27 protein-coding genes are annotated in these 21,219 nt (G+C 41.8%); 2 read left to right on the top strand and 25 right to left on the bottom strand.

The genetic code is table 11. The features are described 5' to 3' along the window. Nucleotides 1-2: 2 nt before the first annotated feature. Complete coding sequence (locus ACFOZY_RS08290; RefSeq protein ID WP_378154236.1) at nt 3-710, bottom strand: nucleotidyltransferase domain-containing protein; 708 nt, start codon at nt 708-710, stop codon at nt 3-5. A 209-nt stretch (nt 711-919) separates the two neighbouring features. On the opposite strand from ACFOZY_RS08290, the gene ACFOZY_RS08285 reads away from it, so the two are divergent. Further along, the gene (locus ACFOZY_RS08285; RefSeq protein ID WP_378154235.1) at nt 920-1,159 is read left to right on the top strand and encodes a hypothetical protein; all 240 of its coding nucleotides are present in this window, start codon (nt 920-922) and stop codon (nt 1,157-1,159) included. 56 nt (nt 1,160-1,215) lie between these two features. Here ACFOZY_RS08285 and ACFOZY_RS08280 read toward each other — a convergent pair whose 3' ends face one another. From ACFOZY_RS08280 to ACFOZY_RS08185, 20 genes are all read right to left on the bottom strand, one after another. Next, a complete protein-coding gene (locus tag ACFOZY_RS08280; RefSeq protein ID WP_378154233.1) occupies nt 1,216-1,887 on the bottom strand; it encodes a hypothetical protein in 672 nt (223 codons plus the stop codon). A 13-nt stretch (nt 1,888-1,900) separates the two neighbouring features. After that, on the bottom strand, nt 1,901-2,566 hold the full coding sequence (locus ACFOZY_RS08275; RefSeq protein ID WP_378154231.1) for a GNAT family N-acetyltransferase: 666 nt from the start codon (nt 2,564-2,566) through the stop codon (nt 1,901-1,903). A gap of 5 nt (nt 2,567-2,571) precedes the next feature. Continuing rightward, nucleotides 2,572-3,447: a carbon-nitrogen hydrolase family protein gene (locus ACFOZY_RS08270; RefSeq protein ID WP_378154229.1), complete on the bottom strand. Its 876-nt coding sequence runs from the start codon at nt 3,445-3,447 to the stop codon at nt 2,572-2,574. A 158-nt stretch (nt 3,448-3,605) separates the two neighbouring features. Further along, nucleotides 3,606-4,013 carry a DUF5412 family protein gene (locus ACFOZY_RS08265; protein ID WP_378154227.1) on the bottom strand — a complete coding sequence of 136 codons (408 nt, stop codon included), beginning with the start codon at nt 4,011-4,013 and terminating at the stop codon, nt 3,606-3,608. Nucleotides 4,014-4,129: 116 nt separating this feature from the next. Then, nucleotides 4,130-4,684 carry an NUDIX hydrolase gene (locus ACFOZY_RS08260; protein ID WP_378154225.1) on the bottom strand — a complete coding sequence of 185 codons (555 nt, stop codon included), beginning with the start codon at nt 4,682-4,684 and terminating at the stop codon, nt 4,130-4,132. Nucleotides 4,685-4,695: 11 nt separating this feature from the next. Next, nucleotides 4,696-5,073, bottom strand: coding sequence for an NUDIX hydrolase (locus ACFOZY_RS08255; protein ID WP_378154223.1), 378 nt, complete (start codon nt 5,071-5,073; stop codon nt 4,696-4,698). Further along, the gene (locus ACFOZY_RS08250; protein WP_378154221.1) at nt 5,070-5,615 is read right to left on the bottom strand and encodes a GNAT family N-acetyltransferase; all 546 of its coding nucleotides are present in this window, start codon (nt 5,613-5,615) and stop codon (nt 5,070-5,072) included. Before ACFOZY_RS08250 ends, ACFOZY_RS08255 begins: the two co-directional genes overlap by 4 nt. After that, entirely contained in the window at nt 5,616-6,143 is a 528-nt protein-coding gene (locus ACFOZY_RS08245) for an AAA family ATPase (protein WP_378154219.1), read from the bottom strand. It lies immediately after the preceding gene. A 68-nt stretch (nt 6,144-6,211) separates the two neighbouring features. Continuing rightward, nucleotides 6,212-6,775 (bottom strand): superoxide dismutase family protein, encoded by a 564-nt coding sequence (locus tag ACFOZY_RS08240; RefSeq protein WP_378154217.1) that lies wholly within the window; start codon nt 6,773-6,775, stop codon nt 6,212-6,214. A gap of 70 nt (nt 6,776-6,845) precedes the next feature. After that, nucleotides 6,846-7,598, bottom strand: a complete 753-nt coding sequence (locus tag ACFOZY_RS08235) for an aminoglycoside adenylyltransferase domain-containing protein (protein WP_378154215.1) — start codon at nt 7,596-7,598, stop codon at nt 6,846-6,848. 6 nt (nt 7,599-7,604) lie between these two features. Next, on the bottom strand, nt 7,605-8,168 hold the full coding sequence (locus tag ACFOZY_RS08230) for a hypothetical protein (RefSeq protein ID WP_378154213.1): 564 nt from the start codon (nt 8,166-8,168) through the stop codon (nt 7,605-7,607). Between the two features lie 117 nt (nt 8,169-8,285). Next, nucleotides 8,286-8,891, bottom strand: coding sequence for a LysE/ArgO family amino acid transporter (locus ACFOZY_RS08225; RefSeq protein WP_378154211.1), 606 nt, complete (start codon nt 8,889-8,891; stop codon nt 8,286-8,288). A 77-nt stretch (nt 8,892-8,968) separates the two neighbouring features. After that, nucleotides 8,969-9,820, bottom strand: a complete 852-nt coding sequence (locus ACFOZY_RS08220) for a VanW family protein (protein WP_378154209.1) — start codon at nt 9,818-9,820, stop codon at nt 8,969-8,971. Nucleotides 9,821-9,832: 12 nt separating this feature from the next. Further along, nucleotides 9,833-10,978, bottom strand: coding sequence for a PstS family phosphate ABC transporter substrate-binding protein (locus tag ACFOZY_RS08215; protein ID WP_378154207.1), 1,146 nt, complete (start codon nt 10,976-10,978; stop codon nt 9,833-9,835). 313 nt (nt 10,979-11,291) lie between these two features. Beyond that, nucleotides 11,292-11,720 (bottom strand): NUDIX hydrolase, encoded by a 429-nt coding sequence (locus ACFOZY_RS08210; protein WP_378154204.1) that lies wholly within the window; start codon nt 11,718-11,720, stop codon nt 11,292-11,294. Beyond that, complete coding sequence (locus ACFOZY_RS08205) at nt 11,717-12,445, bottom strand: NAD-dependent protein deacylase (protein WP_378154202.1); 729 nt, start codon at nt 12,443-12,445, stop codon at nt 11,717-11,719. The genes ACFOZY_RS08210 and ACFOZY_RS08205 overlap by 4 nt, the downstream gene beginning before the upstream one ends. A 26-nt stretch (nt 12,446-12,471) precedes the next feature. Next, on the bottom strand, nt 12,472-13,530 hold the full coding sequence (locus ACFOZY_RS08200) for an STAS domain-containing protein (protein ID WP_378154200.1): 1,059 nt from the start codon (nt 13,528-13,530) through the stop codon (nt 12,472-12,474). A gap of 50 nt (nt 13,531-13,580) precedes the next feature. Next, complete coding sequence (locus ACFOZY_RS08195) at nt 13,581-14,600, bottom strand: STAS domain-containing protein (RefSeq protein WP_378154198.1); 1,020 nt, start codon at nt 14,598-14,600, stop codon at nt 13,581-13,583. Between the two features lie 137 nt (nt 14,601-14,737). Next, the gene (locus ACFOZY_RS08190) at nt 14,738-15,484 is read right to left on the bottom strand and encodes a 3D domain-containing protein (RefSeq protein ID WP_378154196.1); all 747 of its coding nucleotides are present in this window, start codon (nt 15,482-15,484) and stop codon (nt 14,738-14,740) included. Between the two features lie 58 nt (nt 15,485-15,542). Then, nucleotides 15,543-16,418 carry an SDR family oxidoreductase gene (locus ACFOZY_RS08185; protein WP_378154194.1) on the bottom strand — a complete coding sequence of 292 codons (876 nt, stop codon included), beginning with the start codon at nt 16,416-16,418 and terminating at the stop codon, nt 15,543-15,545. A gap of 148 nt (nt 16,419-16,566) precedes the next feature. On the opposite strand from ACFOZY_RS08185, the gene ACFOZY_RS08180 reads away from it, so the two are divergent. Next, nucleotides 16,567-17,070, top strand: a complete 504-nt coding sequence (locus ACFOZY_RS08180; protein ID WP_378154192.1) for a metallophosphoesterase family protein — start codon at nt 16,567-16,569, stop codon at nt 17,068-17,070. Between the two features lie 22 nt (nt 17,071-17,092). Here ACFOZY_RS08180 and ACFOZY_RS08175 read toward each other — a convergent pair whose 3' ends face one another. The 4 genes from ACFOZY_RS08175 to ACFOZY_RS08160 are packed head-to-tail and all read right to left on the bottom strand — an operon-like array spanning nt 17,093 to nt 21,208. Beyond that, on the bottom strand, nt 17,093-18,691 hold the full coding sequence (locus ACFOZY_RS08175; RefSeq protein ID WP_378154190.1) for a YndJ family protein: 1,599 nt from the start codon (nt 18,689-18,691) through the stop codon (nt 17,093-17,095). Next, on the bottom strand, nt 18,681-19,289 hold the full coding sequence (locus ACFOZY_RS08170) for a DUF4166 domain-containing protein (protein ID WP_378154188.1): 609 nt from the start codon (nt 19,287-19,289) through the stop codon (nt 18,681-18,683). The genes ACFOZY_RS08175 and ACFOZY_RS08170 overlap by 11 nt, the downstream gene beginning before the upstream one ends. Before the next feature lie 7 nt (nt 19,290-19,296). Then, nucleotides 19,297-20,196, bottom strand: coding sequence for a DoxX-like family protein (locus ACFOZY_RS08165; protein WP_378154186.1), 900 nt, complete (start codon nt 20,194-20,196; stop codon nt 19,297-19,299). After that, nucleotides 20,186-21,208 (bottom strand): serine hydrolase domain-containing protein, encoded by a 1,023-nt coding sequence (locus ACFOZY_RS08160; RefSeq protein ID WP_378154183.1) that lies wholly within the window; start codon nt 21,206-21,208, stop codon nt 20,186-20,188. The genes ACFOZY_RS08165 and ACFOZY_RS08160 overlap by 11 nt, the downstream gene beginning before the upstream one ends. Nucleotides 21,209-21,219 lie beyond the last annotated feature (11 nt).

Here is a 21,219-nt window from a genome sequence, read left to right as displayed (position 1 = left end):
TTTTATTTCCCTAATGTATAGCCATCGAACAGCCTTCCTCCGTGTGGCTGTAGTACGAGGTCTGTTAGTTCAATGATGCTTTCTTTCCGATCCGTGGAATAATATGTATCAAACGCCTTCGTAAAATGGACTGCAAATTCCGGATCCACTTCTTTCAATGCCCGCGGAATCCACTTCCCCATTCCGATCCACCGCTTATTCGTCCGGCAGAAAAACTCATGGATGAGTTCCGCCAGTGCTCCAGCTATGAAAATGCCTTCCTCCCGTTGTGCTCCCATAAAATCGTCAAGAAGATCTGTCAACATATAACGCTTTGTACGGATGATTTCTTCGGTCCATTCCTTCGGCCCCTCTACTAAGATAGCAGCGGCTTCTTCTTTTATTCCACCCAAGATCCCATTGTCACGGATCGGTACCCCCTCCGCCACCATACGGATGATGGAAGGCCTTGCCCGTTCGGCATCGGATTTAAAGAAATCTTTATAGGACCAGAGATTATGGACAAACATTTCAATCGGCCAGCCCTCAAATAATACTGATGAGCGGTATGGTGAAAGTAGTGTCTCATCAAAAATAACAAGATCCAAGTCCGAAGTCTCCGTTGCCTGCCCACGTACCACACTGCCGCATAACAGGGCTGCTGCACAATTCGGGAAACGGGTTTCTATAAATTTAGTTGCTGCTTCAAACGCTGGTAAACGCTGTGACATTCATAACCCCCCTATATTTGTCATTGTACAATGTAGGGCTCTAACTGAAAATGAATTATTTCCTATCTCTGGTACATTGGATTTCTTTTACGGATCGGGCATGATCTTTTGCGGGTTTGGATCAATCTTTTGCGGGTTTGGATCAATCTTTTGCGGGTTCTGTTCGATGTTTTGCAGGTTGATGAACTTCTTTTGCAGTTCCACTAACCTTGGATTTTCTTTTGCGGTTGCGAGCCCTTCTTTTGCGGTTGCGAGCCCTTCTTTTGCGGGTTTGGATCAATCTTTTGCGGGTTCTGTTTGATGTTTTGCAGGTTGAGGAACTTCTTTTGCAGTTCCTCGCAACTTGGGATTTTCTTTTGCAGTTGCGAGCCGTTCTTTTGCGGGTTCTGTTCGATGTTTTGCAGGTAGCGGAGTTAATTTATAAATCACAACAAAAAACACCGCAATGAAATACATTGCGGTTTTCGTTCAATTTATTAAATTTCAATTTAAAGTCTTAAACTTTTTATAGCGGAAGTAGTTCCACCGTTTGTTCGGATTTTAGGTTTTCAATCATTTGTAGCCATTTTTCTGGTTTATTCGGCAGGATGCTGTAGTAATCTGTCAGGAAGTCCACTACTAATGAACTTGAAATTTCTGTGACTGACTCATCCATTGGCATGAAGCAAAAATCCAATCCGCTGACAGCTTCTCCATCATTTTGCCAAGATGGATGGACATATGGGAAATTCACTTTCTTATAGCCAAGATGAGATAACACTTCACGGCGTACAAATGGATTCATCGTCTTAACGCCACCGAAGTCGAAGTCTTCTTTCTCATAAGGGTCGTAAATTTCAGCAAACATGCCGAATAAGTCTTTACCATTCTCTTTCGCAAGACGGTTCAGGTCGTCCTCACGATTCTTCGCTAAGAAGCGTCCAAGACCAAGACCTGGCACGCCCACAATCGTAAAGTCGGTCATGGCAATATTCCACTGCGGATAATAACGATACTCCGTGGCGCCAACGACTTCCCCTTCATGGACAGTGACGAACACGCGGATGCCCGGGTCCTCCAATGGCCCTTTCCACAGGTCGAACTCCAGCACTTCCTCTGGAGGAAATACGTCCCCTAATAGTTTGTGCATTTTAGCAAATAACGGATCTTCAATGTTTGTGATTCGAATGTAATCCATTTCCCATTTCCCCCTATTTAAAAGGATTTTTCCATTCCATGAGGACGCCGTAATTGCATGATTCCTCATCGTCCAAATAATTTTCTGCAATAGCTACAGGTGTCCTGCCTGTCTTCAATAAAAACGTAATGACCGGGTCCACCAATTCACCAGATAACACGCCTGAAATATATTCATTCGGAGACATCTTACCGGCTACTTTATGGTACCCAGGCATTCTGCCTCCACCCAGCAACCGTTCGAAACCTAACTGGATTACCGTATGGTACATCGCCTGCATCATCAGCTTGCCAAGCCCTAATTTCCGATACGAAGGCCGTACACTGATATCTACAATATACAGCGTATTCCCCTTCGGATCATGGTTGCCGATAAAGCCGTTATCGGTGATTTCCTCCCACGTATGAGAAGGATGAGCCGGATCAAAATGAACGCAAAGGCCTGTCATCGATCCGGCTAAGATACCATCTATCTCTACACAAATTGCACCTTCCGGAAAAAGCGTGACATGATTCGTCAGCTGCTCTTCATTCCACCACAATTCCTCTGGAAATGGAGGAGGGAAGCATTCCGATTGAATTTCTATCAAATCGTTAAAATCCGATTCTCTATAATTCCGGATGATTACCGGCACCGGCTTTTCATCATGCATGACGTAAAACTCGCTACGGTATCCCATACCGGTCAACCTCTAATATTGATCTTTTCCCAATCTACGTAAAGGTCCGTACGGCGGTCACGCCATGTTGTCACAGATCCTTTTTCGCGAACTTCATAGAGAAGGCTAAGATCGAGATCAGCTGTAATCAGCATATCATCGTTTAACTCACCTTCTGCCATCAATCCTTTCGGAGGGAACGGAATATCATTTGGTGTAATGATGGCTGCTTGACCGAAGTTCGCGCGCATGAAGTCAACTGTAGTAAGAGAGCCAACTGTACCAGTCAAAACGATATATACTTGGTTCTCAATAGCCCGTGCATGGCTCGTGTAACGGACGCGATGGAATCCATGACGATCATCAGTGCACGAAGGACAGAAAATGACATCCGCTCCGGCGGCTTTCGCCATTCTGACGATTTCAGGGAATTCGATGTCGTAGCATGTCAAAATCGCAATACGTCCTTTTTCTGTGTCGAAAATATTCAGCTTGTCGCCTGCAGACATATTCCATTCTTCGACTTCTGTCGGCGTGATATGCAGTTTCGCTTGCTCGCCAATTCGTCCGTCCGGATAGAAGAGATGTGCTACATTGTATAGCTTGCCGTCACGATTGATGACATGTGTTCCGCCAATGATGTGCATTTTAGTTTCTACGGCAAAGTTGGAAAATAGATTGCGATATTGTTCTGTAAATCCAGGGAGTTCATTGATCGTCAACTTGGTTCCCTGTTCATTTCCGATGGAAAGTAGTTGAGTAGTGAAGAATTCTGGAAATAAAACAAATTCAGCACCATACTCTGAAGCATTTTTAATATAGTGTTCGCATTGGTGTGCGAAGTCCTCAAAGGACTGAATGTTGTGCAAGTGATATTGCACAGCCGAAACACGTAGTTTCATATCAATGACCCCCTTAAATTAGTAGTCTAAAAAACACACTGTAGACGAGATTATTACATATTTTAATGACGTTAGCAACAAAAAAATTCCAATCAATTTACACTATATGAATGAACGCAAAAAAGAGACCGGACTTCCTATGGAAATCCAGTCTTTCCTCATATTTTCACTTCATTTGTCCACTGTCTCGGTACCTCTTTGCTCCAACCGTGATCCCGTCTCCAATCGTACGTTTCACCTTCGGCAATGCTAAGCGTTTTGTTGCCGATTTTTACAAGGTCCTGGTCAAGCCATTCGACAAACGGGTTATAATCAGGGAAATTGAAATAGATATTTTTCGATTCGTTAGTGTTCACATTCACCAGTTCACAGCGGACAGAATGAGCTGTTTCGACTCCCCCATCCCGAAAGAATGTATGAATCAGATAATCTCCATTAGGCGAAGGGGTTGAATTGACAAGTTCTCCTCCTGTCACTCCCTGAAGCGTCAAAACATTCCAAGCCACATACACCATGAGGCAAGTCAAACCAATAGAAAAGATTGAAAACAGCATGATTTGTACCATATTCAATTCCTCCTCTCTTTTGACTTACTTATAAAGGTAAGTGTGCCTGATTTACTCCTAATATATGCAAGTAAGTAGAAGGTTTCTGTATGGTTTTCACAACAATTTTTTCCAATTTATTTGACAACTGCTTTTTTTAAATGGTCTTTCGTTAAGTAATAAGCACTGACCGAAAACAATTGGCTTAATTCCTTCCGTTCGATCAGTCCTTCAACTTCATCCATTTGAAAGAGGTGAACATTAATCACTTCTGTATCATCCAGTTGTTGTTCCACAAGATGCTCCGCTTCCGTTATTAGAAAACTAATGACTTTATTCGTTTGGACGGCAGGATTCACAAAGAACTCCCCAAGGCAAATCGGCTTCTTTTCCGACAAATAACCCGTTTCTTCTCTTACTTCTCGAATAATCGCCTCTTCCGGCGTTTCGCCTTCCTCCATTTTCCCAGCAGGAATTTCTAAAAAGAGGTCATTTGCAGGGTGCCTATATTGTTCAACGAACACCATTTCCCCATCCTTTGTAAGTACGATGGCATTTACCCAGTCTGCGTATTCATGGACATAATAGCCATCAATCACTTGCCCATCCGGCAATTGACATGTATCCTTTCTCAAGTTCCCAAAAGGCGTTTTATAATGATATTCCGTACGAATCGTTTGCCATTTCTCCACTTAGTTTCCCCCTAATTGAACTTTTCTACAACATTCTTTGGGAACACTGGAATCGAGTCAAGCTGCTCAATCGGAACAAACATCGGCTCATAGCTTCCTCGATCCGGATTCGCAAACTCCTCCGCTTTTCCAGTTCCAATCTTACCTGATAAGATTTCTGCTTTGAAAAAATATTGCATTCCATTGTATTGAATCTTACTTACAATCCCGATTAACTTAACATGAACGCCAAGCTCTTCATAAGCTTCCCTAATTGCAGCTTCTTCCGGACTCTCTCCTAATTCAATCCCGCCACCCGGAAAAACAAAATACACTTCTCCGTTTTTCTCTCTTCTTATTAGAAGAACATGAGTATTCTCTATGATGACGACCGAGCTACGATTCCTCATGATCTATCTGCCTTATATTCAATGAGCCAACAATCCCGATATTCACCTTCATGGTATTCATGGTTAGGCAGTAATCGGATTTTCGCAAACCCGCATTTTTCATAACTACGAATCGCCCGCTCGTTCCAAGCCTGCGGGTCCATGACGATGGCATCAGCCTTTTCAGTTTCGATTAAATAAGAAGACATGGACTGAACTAGTGCTGTACCTATCCCTCTATTCCAGTAATCCGTCTCTCCAATGAACTGATCCATCCCATATAAGTTTCCGATGAAGTTGTCATATCCATACTTTGAACGGTATTCTGCATCGACAACATAATATTGGATATAGCCGATTGGCTTCTTGTTCCATTCCACCAGACATCGATTTGTTCCAGTTTTTCTATGAAAGAAGGTAGCCATCACTTTGTCCAGATCGAACGGATTGTCGCGCCCTTCATAATAGCGTAGCAATTCAGGGTTTGATAACCATTTCGCTAATTGCACAGCGTCTTTTTCCACTAGTTCTCTAACGGACAATTCCCCATTCTCCCACAGCATTTAGTGTCCAACACTCCTTATAATTTCTTTAACAATCTCTTCAACCGTCATTTCTTCAGTCCAAATTTTTTGCTCAAATAAAGAATGCTCAAAAGCATCGAGACATCGATCCGTTTGCTGAAAGCACCAGTTCCCTTCCTCTTCTCCTCGCTTGCGCAGCCTTTCAAAAATAGTTTCCTTTGAAGCCATTAAACAAAAGTGGAATGTGTCGGGGTCAATCCGCTTAAACCCTTCTACTATGTATGAGAAATATTCCTTATTTCGTATCGTCATGGGTACAAGTAAATGTTTCCCATAAGTACTCTTTAACTCTTCCGCTACCTTAACCACTAATGTCTTCCAAGGCCTTAAGTCTTGGAAATCCCCAGTCCTTTCTCCGTCAGCTTTTACCTCATCCGGTATAATGTGCCGTAACATGTATCCCACCACTTCCGGATCGTAAATCATACTCCCTTTAATCTTGTGGAGCAGTTCTTCTGCAACCGTTGTTTTTCCTGCACCGAATGCACCATTAATCAATATAATCATGTCCCTATCCCCCAAAACAAAAAGCTTCACGTTACACAAATTGTAACGTAAAGCTTTCTGACTATCATTTATTTTTTGATTTCTCCGCAAACAATCCGTGCACCGGAGTTTCCAGAAGGGTTCGTTTTGTAATCATCTTCTTTTTCGTGAATGACAATTGCGCTGCCATCCGCATCCAACAAGGAGTTTGCTTCGCTTGCATTTAGTGTCACTTCTGGTGTAGTAATTTCTAAGTCGACCGTTCCATCCGCTTCTACTGTCAAATTGGGTAAATCCCCTGCGTGATAGCCTTTCGGGTTTTTAAAGCCATGCTCTTTCCCTCCCGGATTGAAATGGCTACCTGCTCCTTCAAACTTCGGGGCATCACATTTTGCAGTTTCATGGAAATGAATTGCCTTCTTCCCTGGCTCAAGACCCTCCGCTAAAATATGAAGATGCACACCTTTATCCGCCTGAGTAAGAGCAACCATTCCGACTTTTTCACCCTTTGCATTCATAAGATCCACTTCCATTGACTTAGATACTTCAGCAGCAACAGGAATCTTTTCCGCCTCTTCTTTTGCGAACAAATTACATGCTGCAAGATTTACTGCGAACAAGCACATCATAGCGATGAACAGATATTTCTTCATAAGTAAGCCTCCTTAGGAACTAAATTCCTTAGGAGGCTAGCCAAAAAGAGATTGTACTATTCGTCATTCATCAGGTGGCAGATGTGATTTGAAGCTGCAGTTCCTTTGCAAATTGCTCCAATTCCTTCACATTCCATTCATCCAACTGGTTCCCAGCATACTCAGAAAGTGACTTTTCGATGAGCCCTCTGAATGAAGGCAAACGATTCACGCCCCATTCACCTGCTTCTTTTTTGGAGGAAACCATTCCTTTCTCTACAAAATAGAGAACACGGCACAAATTCAATATGTAATAGACTGGATTGCTCGTTATTTCCTCTTCTGCATCGTTAATATCATAGAGGATTGAATCCAAGTACGCCTCCCTCGGAATGTGAGGAAACAACTCCTTGATTTCCTTACCATACAAGCAACGCCCCCGCTCGTATATGACTGTGAAGTGAGCTGCTAAATCCGGGTCCAACCCATTCCCACATATATAATTCGGATATGATTCATAACGGTCTTTATAAAGACTCGAATAGTGGAGAAGGAATGGTGTAGGATGATCAAAATTCTCCAGTATCTCCTGTAACACAACACTCAGCTCGAGTTTAACAGGATGGTACTGTTTTTCTATCTCCATATATTCCTCAATTAAAGCACGCTTTTCCGACTTTGATAGATCCACCTTAATGACAACTAGCAAATCTACATCACTTCTACCGGATAAATAACAGCCCATCGCAAGCGAACCATGTAGATAAATCCCTGCCAAATTGTCATGAAGATGTCCAATTGTCCGTTCGACAAAGGTCTTTAAAAAACGTTCCTCTATTTCCATTGTCCCTTACTCCACTCGAAGTTTTAATTGCTGGATACCACGGCCCAGTTTCGGATAGTTCGCCAAATCACCTGCATACACCAATTCAAGCTGCTCGGACACCATGAAATGTTGAGGTTGTATTAAATACGGCGAACACCTTACAATTTCCTCTTCACATTCGTTCAAGATCGTAGCCACGAATTGTGAACAGAAAAACGCGCGTTCTCTTTTAATTTCCCTATTGAACATGACTCCAAAGAGCCCGATGAAATTATAGCGGTATTTATGTTTTTGCTCTTCAATGTTACGGATCCTTTTCAGCATGCGATCATAATCTTCTGCACTCACTTTGCAGCGGTAAATCCCGCAAGCTGAATGCTGAAAGAAGAACGAGCTGAAATCCTCTCGCACAAAACCGCCAATGAAGGGATTGTGTGGTCTTTTCCGTCCAAAGCTATATACTTCGGTAAGACTGTCATCAAACGCTATGGAAACGTGATTTAACGGTAATTTTGTATATAAGCGGATCATCCGGGTCAACAAAGTTCCCGTGTCCGTCAGTACTATAAAAATTTCTCTCTCCAACATTCTCATTCCTTTGCCAAGTTCAGTTTCCCCAAGGTATTTATCTATTTTTAGTATGCGGTTGATTCATTTTATTCTGAACAGGCCAAAGGTGTAAGTTGAATCAGCCTTAAGTCGTATTTAAAATAGCTTTGTCAGTAAAAACAAGGCAACACTCCAGATCAGGATGGCAGAGATCTTGTTTAAATAGCTAAACCATTTCCCTGAATGATCGATTCTTCCGATTAATCTGCCGGTCAGTGCCAATCCAAAAAACCAGATCCAAGATACCGCGATTGTTGCTGCTGCAAACGCCAACTTTTCATTTCCTTTATAAGAGAGTGCATTCGTCCCGATGACACCGACCGTATCTAAAATTGCATGAGGATTTAAGAGAGAAACGGATACCGCAAAGAGGACCTGCTTCTTGATCGTCATTGATAACTCGCTCTCGTCACCATTGGGAGCACTTTTCCAAACCGACCAGCCCATATATAAAAGAAATAAGAAACCCACAGCCAATAACACGGTCTTTAGCCATGTGAAGGATAAAACAATTAATGAAACGCCTAAAACAGCCATTAATATCAAAATGGTATCGCAAAGTCCAGCTGTTATGACCACTGGAATCACCTTTAAGAACGATGGCTGTCTTGCCCCTACATTAAAGACAAAAACGTTTTGGGCACCTAACGGCAAGATTAGGCTAAAAGCTAAAATGATTCCATGTACTATTGCTTCGCTCACGTATATTCACCTAAACCCTACTAAGTCATTACATGGTAGCATCACGTCTGCTTCCATGTAAATGACTATTCTTATCGTTATTTATCCGTTCGTGTCGAAGCGGAAAAGTCACCCGCATTATCATATGTCAGAAATGGCTCATACATCGTAATGGCATGATTCTCGGTTATATATTCGTCGTCAATCAGCTCGTCACTCGTGTTATAAACCTCCCTGTAAATCATGTTATGCCGGACATATCCGCCCCAACTTTCACGTGTAAAGGAATGTTCTTTTTCGTATACTTTATATGTTTTGGCTACCGCCTCTACCGAACGCCATTCACCGACTAAGGACGTATCCGTGATGTAAACGACTAACTGATACGGCTTGGACGTTTCATTTTTAATCTGCAAGTCCAAATAGTTGTACATACATGTGGCACCGCTACCGAAAGGCTGGCTTCTGTTCGAATCCGGGAATACATCATAGCTATGGCGATATCTTTCTGTGATGGTCAGTGGCGTGTGAAGGGTCATCCAGTAGATCAGATTGGACAACTGGCACAAACCTCCCCCGATCCCCGAAGTGACTTTCCCATAATGCAAGATCATTCCGTTTACATAGCCCTTCCGTTTCGTCGGCTTCCCGATCAACCGCCAATAAGAAAAGGTTTCTCCAGGCTGAATGATTACACCATTCAACCGTTTAACTGCAAGCTTTAAATTTGTGACTTTGTTATGCTGCATTTCCATTTCCACGTCCTTCAACTGACGTAGAAGCGGAGTCTTATGCTTGAAGTGAAGATACGGTAACTTTGTCTCTTCTCTTTTCTTGGAATAGGTTTTTCCATCTAACCACCATTCACTATAACGCTTAAGCCGGTACGCTTTCTTTCCAATATAAATACGCAGCTTACTCCTATGAATCGGTTTGAGAGATTGTACCATGTCATCCTCCTATCACATAATCGGCACATAGCCGGTCTTTTCAACGATTTCCTGACCCTGTGGCGACAGAATCCAGTCTATGAAGTCTTGGAGATGCGGGTTGTTGCTTCCAGCCGTTATCGCATAAAATTCTTGGACGATCGGATACTCGCCAGAGCGAATGGTGTCTTTTGTCGGTTCTACTCCATCTACAGACAGAAGTTTAATCTGATCGTTTGCAACCATTTCAGTGGAATAAAAACGGAATGTATAACCAATAGCATTTTTATAATTCTTATAGGCCGCTACTTCTTCGATAATTCCTCCCATCAAAGAAGGCGTATTGGAAACGGGCGCATCCATGATCGGTGTTTCACCCATGAATGCCTGGAGCGCAGTTTGGCTACCGCTATCTTCCGGCCGCTGGAAAGCGCGAATTTCGGGACTTTTTCCGCCAACTGAAGCCCAGTTTGTTGTTTTTCCTGAATAGATATCTTTTAATTGCTGAGTCGTTAGATTGTTCACCGGATTTTTTTCATTAACGAAGAACACAAATGATTCTTTTACGATTGGAGTGAGGATCAGTTCTACCCCATGCCGCTCCGCTAATTTCAACTGACTCTTTGAGGGAGCTAATGCAAAAATCATATCAACTTGGCCATTAATGAGATTCATATACGCCTCGCCAGTACGATTCGACATAACCGTACTGTTGTATGAAGGATACTCCCCTTCGGGATAAACCGACTGCGCAAACGCTGCGTAAATCGGATATAATGCGGTTGCCCCATCAACCCTTGGAAGTGCCGTCTCAATTTTATATGTAGAGGGCTCGGAAAGTTTAACTGCTTTCGTTCCTTCCTTGAACGGTTCATAATCCTCGAGCAGGCTTCCGGAATGATCATCAACTGTCGCAATCGTTTTGTCGTATGCATTTGGTATGACAAAAAACGAACTGACTGCCAGGCCAATACCGACTACCCAATATATGTATACTCTTTTCTTGATTTCGAAGAAAAAAAAGATCTGTACTATATTCAAGATGACCATTACAGCAATTAGCAAAGGAATTAGAAACCCCCAACCACTGAACAGTAACATGAGAGCCGCGAAACCGCCGCCGAATAATATGAGAATAAAGAAAAAAACGATATAGAATATATTGGTAGCTAATTTCAACAGAATCCCCCCTATCTTTTCTCTCTATCTCTTACAACCATCTTACACAATTATTGGTATCAAGGAAGATTTATCTAAAAACTTTCTGAAAATTAGACGGAACAATTCCTTCTAAAGTTTCGATTTACTCACGTACGTTATAAAAAAATGAGTAGACTGCATCGTCTACTCATTTCAGGTTGCCGATAAAATGCTATGTATATATGAAAACAAAGTAGTCGCTCCAGGCTTACGCTTTCCGCGGGCGTCGACGCCTGCTATTGCTTTAGCTGAAGACTCCGCAGAACACTAATCATTTAAAATTAGAAATTGTCTACTCATATATGCTTGCTATGATTTTTCGCAATTCAGGATGAAGTGAATCATATTTTTCGTGTGACAATTCATCTAAATTGACCCACGCATACTCCGTATGTTCGTCGTTTAGCTTTAGTCGTGTGTAATCAGATTTTGCTGCTTCAACTATGTATGTAAAGATGACACGATAGTAAATCTCGCCACGGCTTTCCCACGACTGATTTCTCACAGACACTTCTTCAACACTGCAGAGCTTTAGACCAGTCTCTTCCAGTGCCTCCCTGTAAACCGCCTGAATGGGAATCTCTTCGTATTTCACTTTGCCGGCAGGAACATTCCACACACCTGGGGCCACCGTACTGTTTTCAGAGCGTTTTGTAAGTAATACCTTGCCTTCATTCTTAAAAATCAGTTCAACAGAAATTCGATAGTTTGGATAGTTCACAATAAATTCTCCTGCAGCTCTGTGTCAATCTCATCCAACACTTCGCCAATCTTTCTTTCATGGATTACTAAATCCGCATAATGATCAAATTCAGTCGGTTCCATGTTAATAATGACAAGCTTCGCACCATTTTGCTTGGCGATCAAGGGAAATTGATTAGCTGGGCTGACGGATAATGAGGATCCTAACACAATGAACAAATCGGTTTTTTCAGATAAGGTGAGAGCGTGTGAAAATGCATTCTCCGGGAGCATTTCTCCGAATAATACGACGGAAGGTCTTAACGTCCCACCGCATTCACAGCGGTAATTCCCTTTCATGTATTCATCACTATCATATTCACTGCCGCATGATTGACAGTGAACTTTCTTGAGCGTTCCATGCAGCTCCATGACATTTTGGCTGCCTGCTTCTGTATGGAAACCATCTACATTTTGGGTGATAATTCCATCAATCATCTCGTTCCGTTCCCATTTTGCAAGGAGATGATGTCCCTTATTCGGGGCAAATTCTTTCACTCCTGCTACTCGGTTACGGTAAAACTCAAAGAATTCCTCAACATTGTTATTCAAAGCTTGGACACTTGCAATTCGGCTTGGATCTTTCATTTTCCATAAGCCCTGATTTGCTGATCGGAAATCAGGCAATCCACTCTCTGTCGACATCCCTGCACCAGTAAATATGGTTGTAGAAGATGATTCTTTCAACCATTTCGCAATCATCATTCCACCCCCCTTGTTCTCCCTTAGATTTATCGATTCAACTTTTCCATTTCTTCTGCACATTCCAGCTTTACAATCTTGAGACCCACCTTTTCTAACGCATAGTGGATTCCATGCTGTAGCGTTTGGAAATAACTGAAATTATTAATCGGGATATCAGCCCTTGTAATTCTCATGCTCAATTCAGGTGAAATACCGACAAGAAATGTTTCTGTACCGATGAGAGCCGCAGCCGCTCCGATTTTATCCAATAGGCTGACTGTATGATCATTCAGATCTTCGTCTAATCCAGTTAAATCTAAAATAAGGATTTTGGCTTTATGGGAAGGCAAATTGTACAAGGTCTTGACGACGAGTTCTTCTGCACGTTCCGGATCATAAGCACCAATAAGAGGTACGACGACGATTCCATCTAAAACAGGAATGATCGGTGAAGATAATCGGGTCACTAACTTTTGCAGGTCTCTTGTTTTATCCTCCACAAGCGCCTCTAACTGAAGGATTTTCGCGGCTTCTTTCTTGCGTGATAGCTCATGCATGTTGTATTTCGCAGTTATTTCGGATGGAAAGAATTCAATAATTGTTTCAGAATGTCCATCCAGTTGAGATTGATTGAACTTATACCAAATATTCCGTTTTGTAATAGCGGTGAAGATTCCAGCAAAATGAGCAGGCACAAAGTGACTTCCGGTATTCTTTCCTCTCGACAAGCTCAACTTGTAATCCCAGCTATCCTTTAGCCGCATGATAAAGCGATGATGACTCGGATCCCATTCATCAACTTTAAAATCTCCCCAACCAGCAGCAGCATATGTGTTATGAATGAAAGATGGGATATCATCGTACTGATTTTCCCAAAGCTTCGAAAAGACATCCTCTCCGACGATCACACCTTGATTATAGCCCGCCGTTTCAAGAACAAGGTCAGACACCTCGAATCCGGAAATCTCCTCAATTGCGTCATAGAAGGTTTTCATTGAGGAGGAAATCCAAAACATTAAGGCATCATTTCCCTCGAATGTAAGAGATCCCTTATCCAATTCCCAATCAATATTTACCCCTGCAATGTTGACATTTGACTTATTCATTGCCTTCTCCTTCATCTATGCCTTTTATAATTCTATTTCCATTTAAACGATTATATAATTTTGCGGCCCATTTGCCCTAATGCATAATAGATTCCATGCTGAAGAGTTTGAAAGCAATCGACTTTTGACAAGGAAAGTCCTTCTTGTGTAATAACCATACTCAGTTCCGGTGACATACCAACTAGCAACATCTCTGTTCCGATGAGTTTCGATGCTGCGCCTATTTTGTCAATTACGCTTGCTGTGTAGCTGTTGATGTCCTTATTCAGTCCTGTCAAATCGAGAATAATAAATCTTACACTGTATGATGGCAAATTGGAAAGTGTTTTCGTTATTAGCTCATCAGCTCGTTCTTCATCATACTTGCCTATAAGTGGAATGACCACGACTCCCTCATACACTGGGATGATCGGTGATGAAATCTCTTTAATTAGCTCCTTAAGATCCCTTGTTTTATCCTCTACAATCGCTTCAAGCTGCAAAATCTTCTCATTTTCTTTTCTTCTTGAAAGATCATGAATATTATCATTTATCGTAATATCAGAAGGAAAGTATTCGACTAATGTATGGTCGTTTCCTTCTATTTGATAAAATTTTACTCGATACCAAATATTTGTACCGAATAGACTTGAAAAAACTCCTGCATAATGTGCGGGGATATAGTTGGTTTCATAGTTTTTCCCTTGGGCCTTGTTGATTTTTTGTTCCCAGGAATCGGTTAGTTTTATAGTCACGGTTTTTTCTTCAAGGTTAAGATTCTCGATTTCGCTTCTTCCCCATCCGGCAGAAGCGTATGTATTTGTGATCAATCGCGCTGCTTCCTCAACGCTGACATTCTTCATATTTTCGAAATAATCACCGACTGCGAGTCCTTGCCGATAACCGGTCGTTTCAAACACTACTTGGGAAGCGTCCGTTCCCGAAATTTCTTCTATTGTGTCAAAAAAAGATTTCATCGCAGTTGGGATCCAGAATAACACGGAATCCACACCTTCAAAAAGGAATCTTCCATTCTCTACTTCCCAATCAAAATCAAGCCCAGCAATATTAATTTTTGTATTAGTAGTCATGTCTTATCTCCTTTTTTGCTCGATGTCTATATAAAATTATAGTGCTGTGTACAAGTCAAATCCACTAATCCGATTAGACTTACGTAGATACGCATAGAAAAAGGCGAGGCAAGGTAATAACCTTGCCCCACCATTTTTTAGTTAAGTACTTTAATTTTTACCTTTTTAACTCCCCACTGAATGGCATCATCGTAGGAAGGGATGAAAACGTCAATTTTATTTCCTTTAATCGCTCCGCCAGTGTCACCGGCAATTGCTTCGCCATACCCTTCAACCCAAACACGGGAACCGAGGGGAATTACATTTGGATCAACAGCAATTACTTTCTGATCCGGGTTCGTTCTTAAGTCAATGCCAATTGCAGTTGTTCCTGAACATCCAGGGCAATACGCCGTATAAGCTGTAGCAGTTACTGTCATCTCCATTGTCCCCATAACAGCAGGTGGAGCTGACTCTGATACGGATGCAATAGTTACAGGCTCGTAATTGACTTCCTTAACTTCCGCATCATCTCCAGTTATCGCGAGTACATCGCCTGGATGGATCAGATCCGTCGACAAGTCATTCCAACTCAATAAGGCATCGAGTGAAATATTATTATCGAGTGCAATCCGGTAAAGCGTGTCCCCTTCTTGAACCGTATACGTTTTTTGTTCCTCTTCTTCTCCAAATTGGGCAGAAGCAAGGAATAGTTCAAAATTCGGGAAGTTCAAGAAAGCTCTTTGACTCTCTGACTCTCCGAAAGCAGCAATGTAATTGCCAACTTCAAAGGTTTCGGCCAATACTCCCGTCTCAATATTTGAGATATTCGTTTCGGCACTAACAGGTGTTGATAGTACTCCCAATATGAGTAGTGCTGTAAGTACAATAATTTTTTTCTTCATGAAGCTCCTCCTTAAAATAGCGAAACATCATCTATATAAATTTGAGTACACCCATTATTTAGGATCCGATGAAATCCCCGCCATCGACATGAAGAGTCTGACCCGTCATATAGCTTGAATCCTCTGAACTAAGGAATACATAAGCCGGCGCGAGTTCGGCTGGTTGCCCTCTTCGTCCGATAGGAGTATCTTCACCATGTTGTTCCACTTCTTCAGCTCCGAAAGTAGCTGGAATAAGTGGTGTCCATATCGGTCCTGGTGCAACAGCGTTGACACGGATTCCTTTCTTTATGAGCTGTTGAGATAGAGAGCGCGTAAATGCGGTAATAGCCCCTTTCGTTGCTGAGTAATCCACTAAATGGGCAGACCCGCGGAATGCGGTGACAGAAGATGTATTGACGATACTATCGCCATCCTTTAAGTAAGGAAGAGCCGCTTGAGTTATGTAAAACATACTGTATATGTTAGTTTCGAACGTCTCTTTCATCTGTTCCGGAGTAATCTTGAGAAAATCCTCCTGTGGATATTGCTTTCCGGCATTATTCACGATGATATTCAGCTTGCCGAAACGACCAACGACTTCCTCTACAATTCGCTTGCCATTTTCGGGTTTACTGATATCCATTGGAACCTTCATAGCCTTGACTCCAAATTTCTCAATTTCTGAAACTGTCAAATTGGCATCCTCATGCTCATCCAGATAGACAATGGCCACATCAGCACCCTCTTTTGCAAAAGCAATAGCGACTGCTCGTCCAATTCCACTGTCTCCACCTGTAACGATCGCGACTTTTCCTCTCAACTTATCAGACCCCTTATAGCGCGGATCGTCATAAATAGGAGTCGGTTCCATTTCAGCCTCAATACCTGGCTGACGGCTCTGCGTCTGGCCTTCGATTTCCTCGTGGATTTTCTCGAACTGATTCTTCGGCATCGTGATCCCTCCTCTTTTTTTGCTCCCTCACAGTAATGCCCTAAAATCTCGAAAAACAAACATCTCTCTTCAAAATTCTCATTAGAGACATAGCTTCAACAATCTTATACTCCTTGATATACTTGAGTTTGAAAGGGATGAGAGGTTGATGAAAATTGTAATATTAGGAGATACACATATGCCTAAAATGGGGAAAAAGTTCCCTGAACGCTTAAGGAAGGAATTGGATAATGCAGATCTGATATTACACACCGGAGATTGGCAAACCATTGATGTTGTGGAAAATTTAAGTGTATACGCACCTATCAAAGGAGTGGTAGGAAATGTAGATGGAGAGGATATTCAGAAAAGGTTTCCGGAGAAACTGATTGTTGAATTGCCAAGTCTCAGAATCGGATTAACCCATGGACATGGCCGAGGAAAAACAACAGAAAAAAGGGCGATGGACACGTTCAAAGACGAGCCAATCGACCTCCTCATTTTCGGCCACTCCCATATCCCAATCCATCGAAAAGTGGGTGACCTCACGATATTCAATCCAGGTTCCCCGACCGATAAGCGTCGGCAGCCCCATTACTCTTTCGGCTTGTTGAAATCATCTAATAACAGTGAATGGGTGTTGGAGCATGTTTTATATGACGATAAAAATTAGTTAGTAACTCATAATCATATTTTCAAGCGGGATTTTCTGAACTTTTCTCTCTCAGATTTGTTGAGTGGAAAATCTCATAGTGGATGGTTAAAAACGGCAGCGAACAAAATTTCATCTTATGTATCGCTTTTAATATTCCTTCTTGAGTCTCCCAAACTGTAAAACGTTCGGAAATAGGGAGCTTCGGTAAAAACTTGCCAACCGCCAAGTAAATACCAGCATCGCTTTCTTCTGATGATTCACTTGTCAGGACTAACTGATCGCCTTCCGCCTTTAATTCTAAGATTCCCATCATTGAGGATTTTGGCAACGGAAGTGCGATATTCATATAAGGCTGTCCATTGGAGACATGTTTTGAGTAAAGGGCAATAAATACCTCTTCATCTCCAATTTTCCGGATCCATGCACGGGGACTTTTCCGCCCATCCTTATTTTCGGAAATAGCTCGAACGGTGCCCGTCATTTCTACTCGTTTCCTCCTATATGGAAGATTCAGTTGTTTCACATATTTTGTTGTACGCGTATAGATATATGCAAACGGTTTGAACCATTTCTTCCAAATGACTTCTGAAAACAATCTATATTCTACTGTATTTTCATAAAAGTCCTGAATTGTCTTAGAGATTGAATCTACTTGATATAGAGACATATCATCTACAAGCCCTTTAACGGGACGATTTGAAAAATAGGGCTGAATTCCCTGTTCCCCTATAACGGTGCCCCCCCGTATTTGACTAACGGGAATATCCGGCAACTGCTTCGGATTTGGAATTGTCAGCGACCAACCAATGACTCCGACTAATCCGAATAAAAGACAATTTGTAACTCCATGGAATAAAAGCATAAAAGGAATGTCGATAGTCAGTAATCCTATTGCATTTGAGAGAACATAAAGTAGAGAGAAAATTATTGTAATACCAATCGACCCTATGGAGACTCGAACTAATAGAGCTTGTGCAGGCGAGATGAATTTCGCTTTCCCCGTTAACAGGACAAGTCCATAAATAGCCAAGATATATGTCAGGACTGATAGAAATTCGATCCACACGGAAAAGGAAATGCCGACTGCAGTTAACAATGGCGAAATTAGTAGTAAAGCGGCAATGGCAGAATAGTACTTCGGTTTGTAGAGACGACCAAGCAACCCGGAAAAAACAGGCAAAAGGAACGAAGCATAGTGGAAATGAATGGCCGTCAGCCAAGTAATCATGGGAGAAAAACCTGTATTTAGTTCCGCAACAGACGCAAAAAACCACATTCCTCCAATTGCCAGATACATCATTGCAGCATCGATCATGAATTCCTCAATATGCATGAATCCACGTTTCAGAAAGCGAAGAAATCCGAAGCAAGCAATCACTATCGTATATAGTAAATAGCCTCCTGCGAATACTATTTCCCATTCCGTATCCTTAGATATTTGCAAGGCCATTACACAGACCGTACTTATTAAAATTGCACTATAAAGAAACTTATTCCGGCCAAGCAATTGAACAAGCATCACGGGAACAAGTACCATTTGGGCAACAGTCAATATCAACAAATGAGTAGGTTCTTTACTTAACCCAACAGTCAAAACGAATAGGAGCGTTAAAAGAACAGTCCATTTCTTAGTCGTCATCTTCTCTGAACTCCCCTTCATAAAAGAACAAGCGACCTATAAGTGGGTTACGGATTGTAACACAGATTGTAAATACTTCCCGATCCTCGTTGTACCCTTCAAACACTTCAACAACCCCTTGTAAAATACGAGGTAATGGTAAAGACCATTTCCCGATCATGAAACGCTGTTTGCCTGAAACTATCTTCATCCCTCTGTTCTTTTCAACTGAGCAGATTAAGTCTGAATAGAACAAGGCAGGCTCTCCTAAGTAGTCCTCAATCAAATTTTCCTTATTCAAACCCATCAAAGCATTAAAATATCTCTTCTTTTTTCCAAAGAAGAAGGTCCGTTCCCAGTGAACTTTCAGATTCTCTTCCTCATCTATGAAGCTATGATTCACGATGGTGAATGGTATGTATTGACCAGACTCAGGAAACAGAAATTTCTTTTTAACAGCCAATGCGAAAAAGGGGGATAACCATTTCGGTCCCCCTGAAATTTCCCGCATAACACCAGAAGCCCGAAACTTTGTACCTGTCGGAAGTTCATAGCGTTCCTGTAATTTAATATGTAATCGCTTAAAATCTTCCCCTAATGCTTGTTTGTAGATCGTCATGACACCCTCACTTCTTCCGTTTACAACTCTTTGCTGTCGGTATATCTTTACATATAACATACCCTATGATGGATAAGACGAAAAGAGCTGCATTGAAAGTAAGCGGATTGTACGGATGAGCGAAATCAGAAGGATCGCCAAATAAGATCGACAGTGTGAGAAGAGGGAAAAGTATCATTTGTAACGCAAAAAGGTGCTCTTTTTTACGATAGATCAGCCAAGTCAGTCCGAATAACCCTTCTAATATGCCAGCCAATAAAAGAGCATTGGCTGCAACTTGACCTGACAAGCCAAGCAGACCAGTTACCGCTTCAATTTCTTCCGGATGGCTAAGCACTATTTTAGGAACTATTCCATGGTATAACCAAACAAAGGAAAACAGGAACACAATCAGCCAACTAAAGAAAAAACGAATATATTGAGAAGCTGGCGTTTCTCCCATTTCCAGCCATCTTCTCAATACGTCAAAACTAAGAGCTGTAGCCCATCCGATCATGGGACGGAAAAAAAGTCGGTCAATGAAAGCACCTATTTTTCCGAAATTCACCTCATAATCATATTGAGTTAGGAATGTAATGCCATGACCCTCCTGCTTATACTTCCAATAACCCTTTCCTTCTCGAATGATGGATACTTTTTGGTCTGTCCCAAAATGCAGAGAGGAAGTTCGTGAACCGTCCTTCGCATTATGCTCGCCAGCACTTTTTCCCCATCCTTCAATTGTCATAATGCCGATGTTTGTCTTGTAGGAAAATAGCTGCGGCTCTCCCTCTTCTCTCGGAAGGTAGGTAATTGAAGTGAATCTGAGATCCCATTGAGTATGTAATTCCGGCTCTTGTGTAGCCTTCCATAACCGATCCATGTCCTCTTCTACTGGTATTTCCACGTAAATCGGTTTACGCTTCATCACAAATCAACTCTTCGACTTTTTTCGTTATGGCATAGGCACCCTCACTCTTATTCGAGACAACAACAAGCGTTAATCCACTTTGAGGATAAAAGCCGGAGTGAAAGCTGACACCAGGGTCATATCCCATTACATGATATTTATAGATGGAGTCATCTTGTTTTGATATCCAAACGCCATACCCGTAATACTCACCCTCCTCCACTTCCACGTGAGGAGTTAGAAGTCGTTTCGTCAATTCTGCCGATAATAGTTCATGGTTCATAAGTGCCTTCCAAAATTTCGCCATATCTTTAGCGGTTATATAAGCGCCTCCATCGGAACCTCCAACGATTGGTAGCGAGTAAATATTTGTCCGATCTTCGGAAATATAACCAAAAGCAGTATTGATAGGCAATCGATCCATGAAGAAATAGCCTGAATCCTTCATCTCGACCTTGCCGAATAATTCTTCCATAATATAGTCACGGAACGTTCTTCCTGTCACTTCCTCGATAATAAGTCCAAGTAAAATATAACCTGCATTATTATAATGGAACCGTTCGCCAGGCTTAAATTTCATCGAAGCATTTTGAAACATCGGAAGGAAATCCTTCAAATCCTCTACAAGATACATAGGTCGCTCTTTCCACAAATCCGCAAAGTCATCCATGGTTTCTTCATCAAAATAATCCGGAACCCCACTCGTATGAGTTAGAAGTTGATGGACAGTAATTGACGAATCGAATAGTGGAAAGTCATATTGTAGAATCGACGATAGTGTAGTATCGAATGAAAGTCTTCCTTCCTCCATAAGCTTGCATATTCCGATTGCCGTAAAAATCTTGCAGCCAGAAGCAATACCAAATCGAGTGTTTACCTGATTTGGTCGCATGTCAGCTCTATTTGCAAAACCAGATGCTTTTTGAAGGATAGAAGTCTCTTCATTGGCTGCTAACACAACTCCCGAAAAATCACTTTCCTCTATTAAATGATTTATTTGTTCATGAGTGTCCAGTGTGGTTTGTTTCACTAAGTAAATCC

It is taken from the genome of Chungangia koreensis, from assembly GCF_042651785.1.
Taxonomy (GTDB): Bacteria; Bacillota; Bacilli; order Bacillales_A; family Planococcaceae; genus Chungangia; species Chungangia koreensis.
This window is presented reverse-complemented; position numbering and strand designations above follow the sequence as displayed.

Coding starts and splice junctions, on each gene's coding strand:
- ACFOZY_RS08290 (WP_378154236.1), bottom strand. CDS start 710: ATGTCACAGCGTTTACCAGCGTTTGAAGCAGCAACTAAATTTATAGAA.
- ACFOZY_RS08280 (WP_378154233.1), bottom strand. CDS start 1,887: ATGGATTACATTCGAATCACAAACATTGAAGATCCGTTATTTGCTAAA.
- ACFOZY_RS08275 (WP_378154231.1), bottom strand. CDS start 2,566: ATGGGATACCGTAGCGAGTTTTACGTCATGCATGATGAAAAGCCGGTG.
- ACFOZY_RS08270 (WP_378154229.1), bottom strand. CDS start 3,447: ATGAAACTACGTGTTTCGGCTGTGCAATATCACTTGCACAACATTCAG.
- ACFOZY_RS08265 (WP_378154227.1), bottom strand. CDS start 4,013: ATGGTACAAATCATGCTGTTTTCAATCTTTTCTATTGGTTTGACTTGC.
- ACFOZY_RS08255 (WP_378154223.1), bottom strand. CDS start 5,073: ATGAGGAATCGTAGCTCGGTCGTCATCATAGAGAATACTCATGTTCTT.
- ACFOZY_RS08250 (WP_378154221.1), bottom strand. CDS start 5,615: ATGCTGTGGGAGAATGGGGAATTGTCCGTTAGAGAACTAGTGGAAAAA.
- ACFOZY_RS08245 (WP_378154219.1), bottom strand. CDS start 6,143: ATGATTATATTGATTAATGGTGCATTCGGTGCAGGAAAAACAACGGTT.
- ACFOZY_RS08240 (WP_378154217.1), bottom strand. CDS start 6,775: ATGAAGAAATATCTGTTCATCGCTATGATGTGCTTGTTCGCAGTAAAT.
- ACFOZY_RS08235 (WP_378154215.1), bottom strand. CDS start 7,598: ATGGAAATAGAGGAACGTTTTTTAAAGACCTTTGTCGAACGGACAATT.
- ACFOZY_RS08230 (WP_378154213.1), bottom strand. CDS start 8,168: ATGTTGGAGAGAGAAATTTTTATAGTACTGACGGACACGGGAACTTTG.
- ACFOZY_RS08220 (WP_378154209.1), bottom strand. CDS start 9,820: ATGGTACAATCTCTCAAACCGATTCATAGGAGTAAGCTGCGTATTTAT.
- ACFOZY_RS08205 (WP_378154202.1), bottom strand. CDS start 12,445: ATGATGATTGCGAAATGGTTGAAAGAATCATCTTCTACAACCATATTT.
- ACFOZY_RS08200 (WP_378154200.1), bottom strand. CDS start 13,530: ATGAATAAGTCAAATGTCAACATTGCAGGGGTAAATATTGATTGGGAA.
- ACFOZY_RS08195 (WP_378154198.1), bottom strand. CDS start 14,600: ATGACTACTAATACAAAAATTAATATTGCTGGGCTTGATTTTGATTGG.
- ACFOZY_RS08190 (WP_378154196.1), bottom strand. CDS start 15,484: ATGAAGAAAAAAATTATTGTACTTACAGCACTACTCATATTGGGAGTA.
- ACFOZY_RS08185 (WP_378154194.1), bottom strand. CDS start 16,418: ATGCCGAAGAATCAGTTCGAGAAAATCCACGAGGAAATCGAAGGCCAG.
- ACFOZY_RS08180 (WP_378154192.1), top strand. CDS start 16,567: ATGAAAATTGTAATATTAGGAGATACACATATGCCTAAAATGGGGAAA.
- ACFOZY_RS08175 (WP_378154190.1), bottom strand. CDS start 18,691: ATGACGACTAAGAAATGGACTGTTCTTTTAACGCTCCTATTCGTTTTG.
- ACFOZY_RS08170 (WP_378154188.1), bottom strand. CDS start 19,289: ATGACGATCTACAAACAAGCATTAGGGGAAGATTTTAAGCGATTACAT.
- ACFOZY_RS08165 (WP_378154186.1), bottom strand. CDS start 20,196: ATGAAGCGTAAACCGATTTACGTGGAAATACCAGTAGAAGAGGACATG.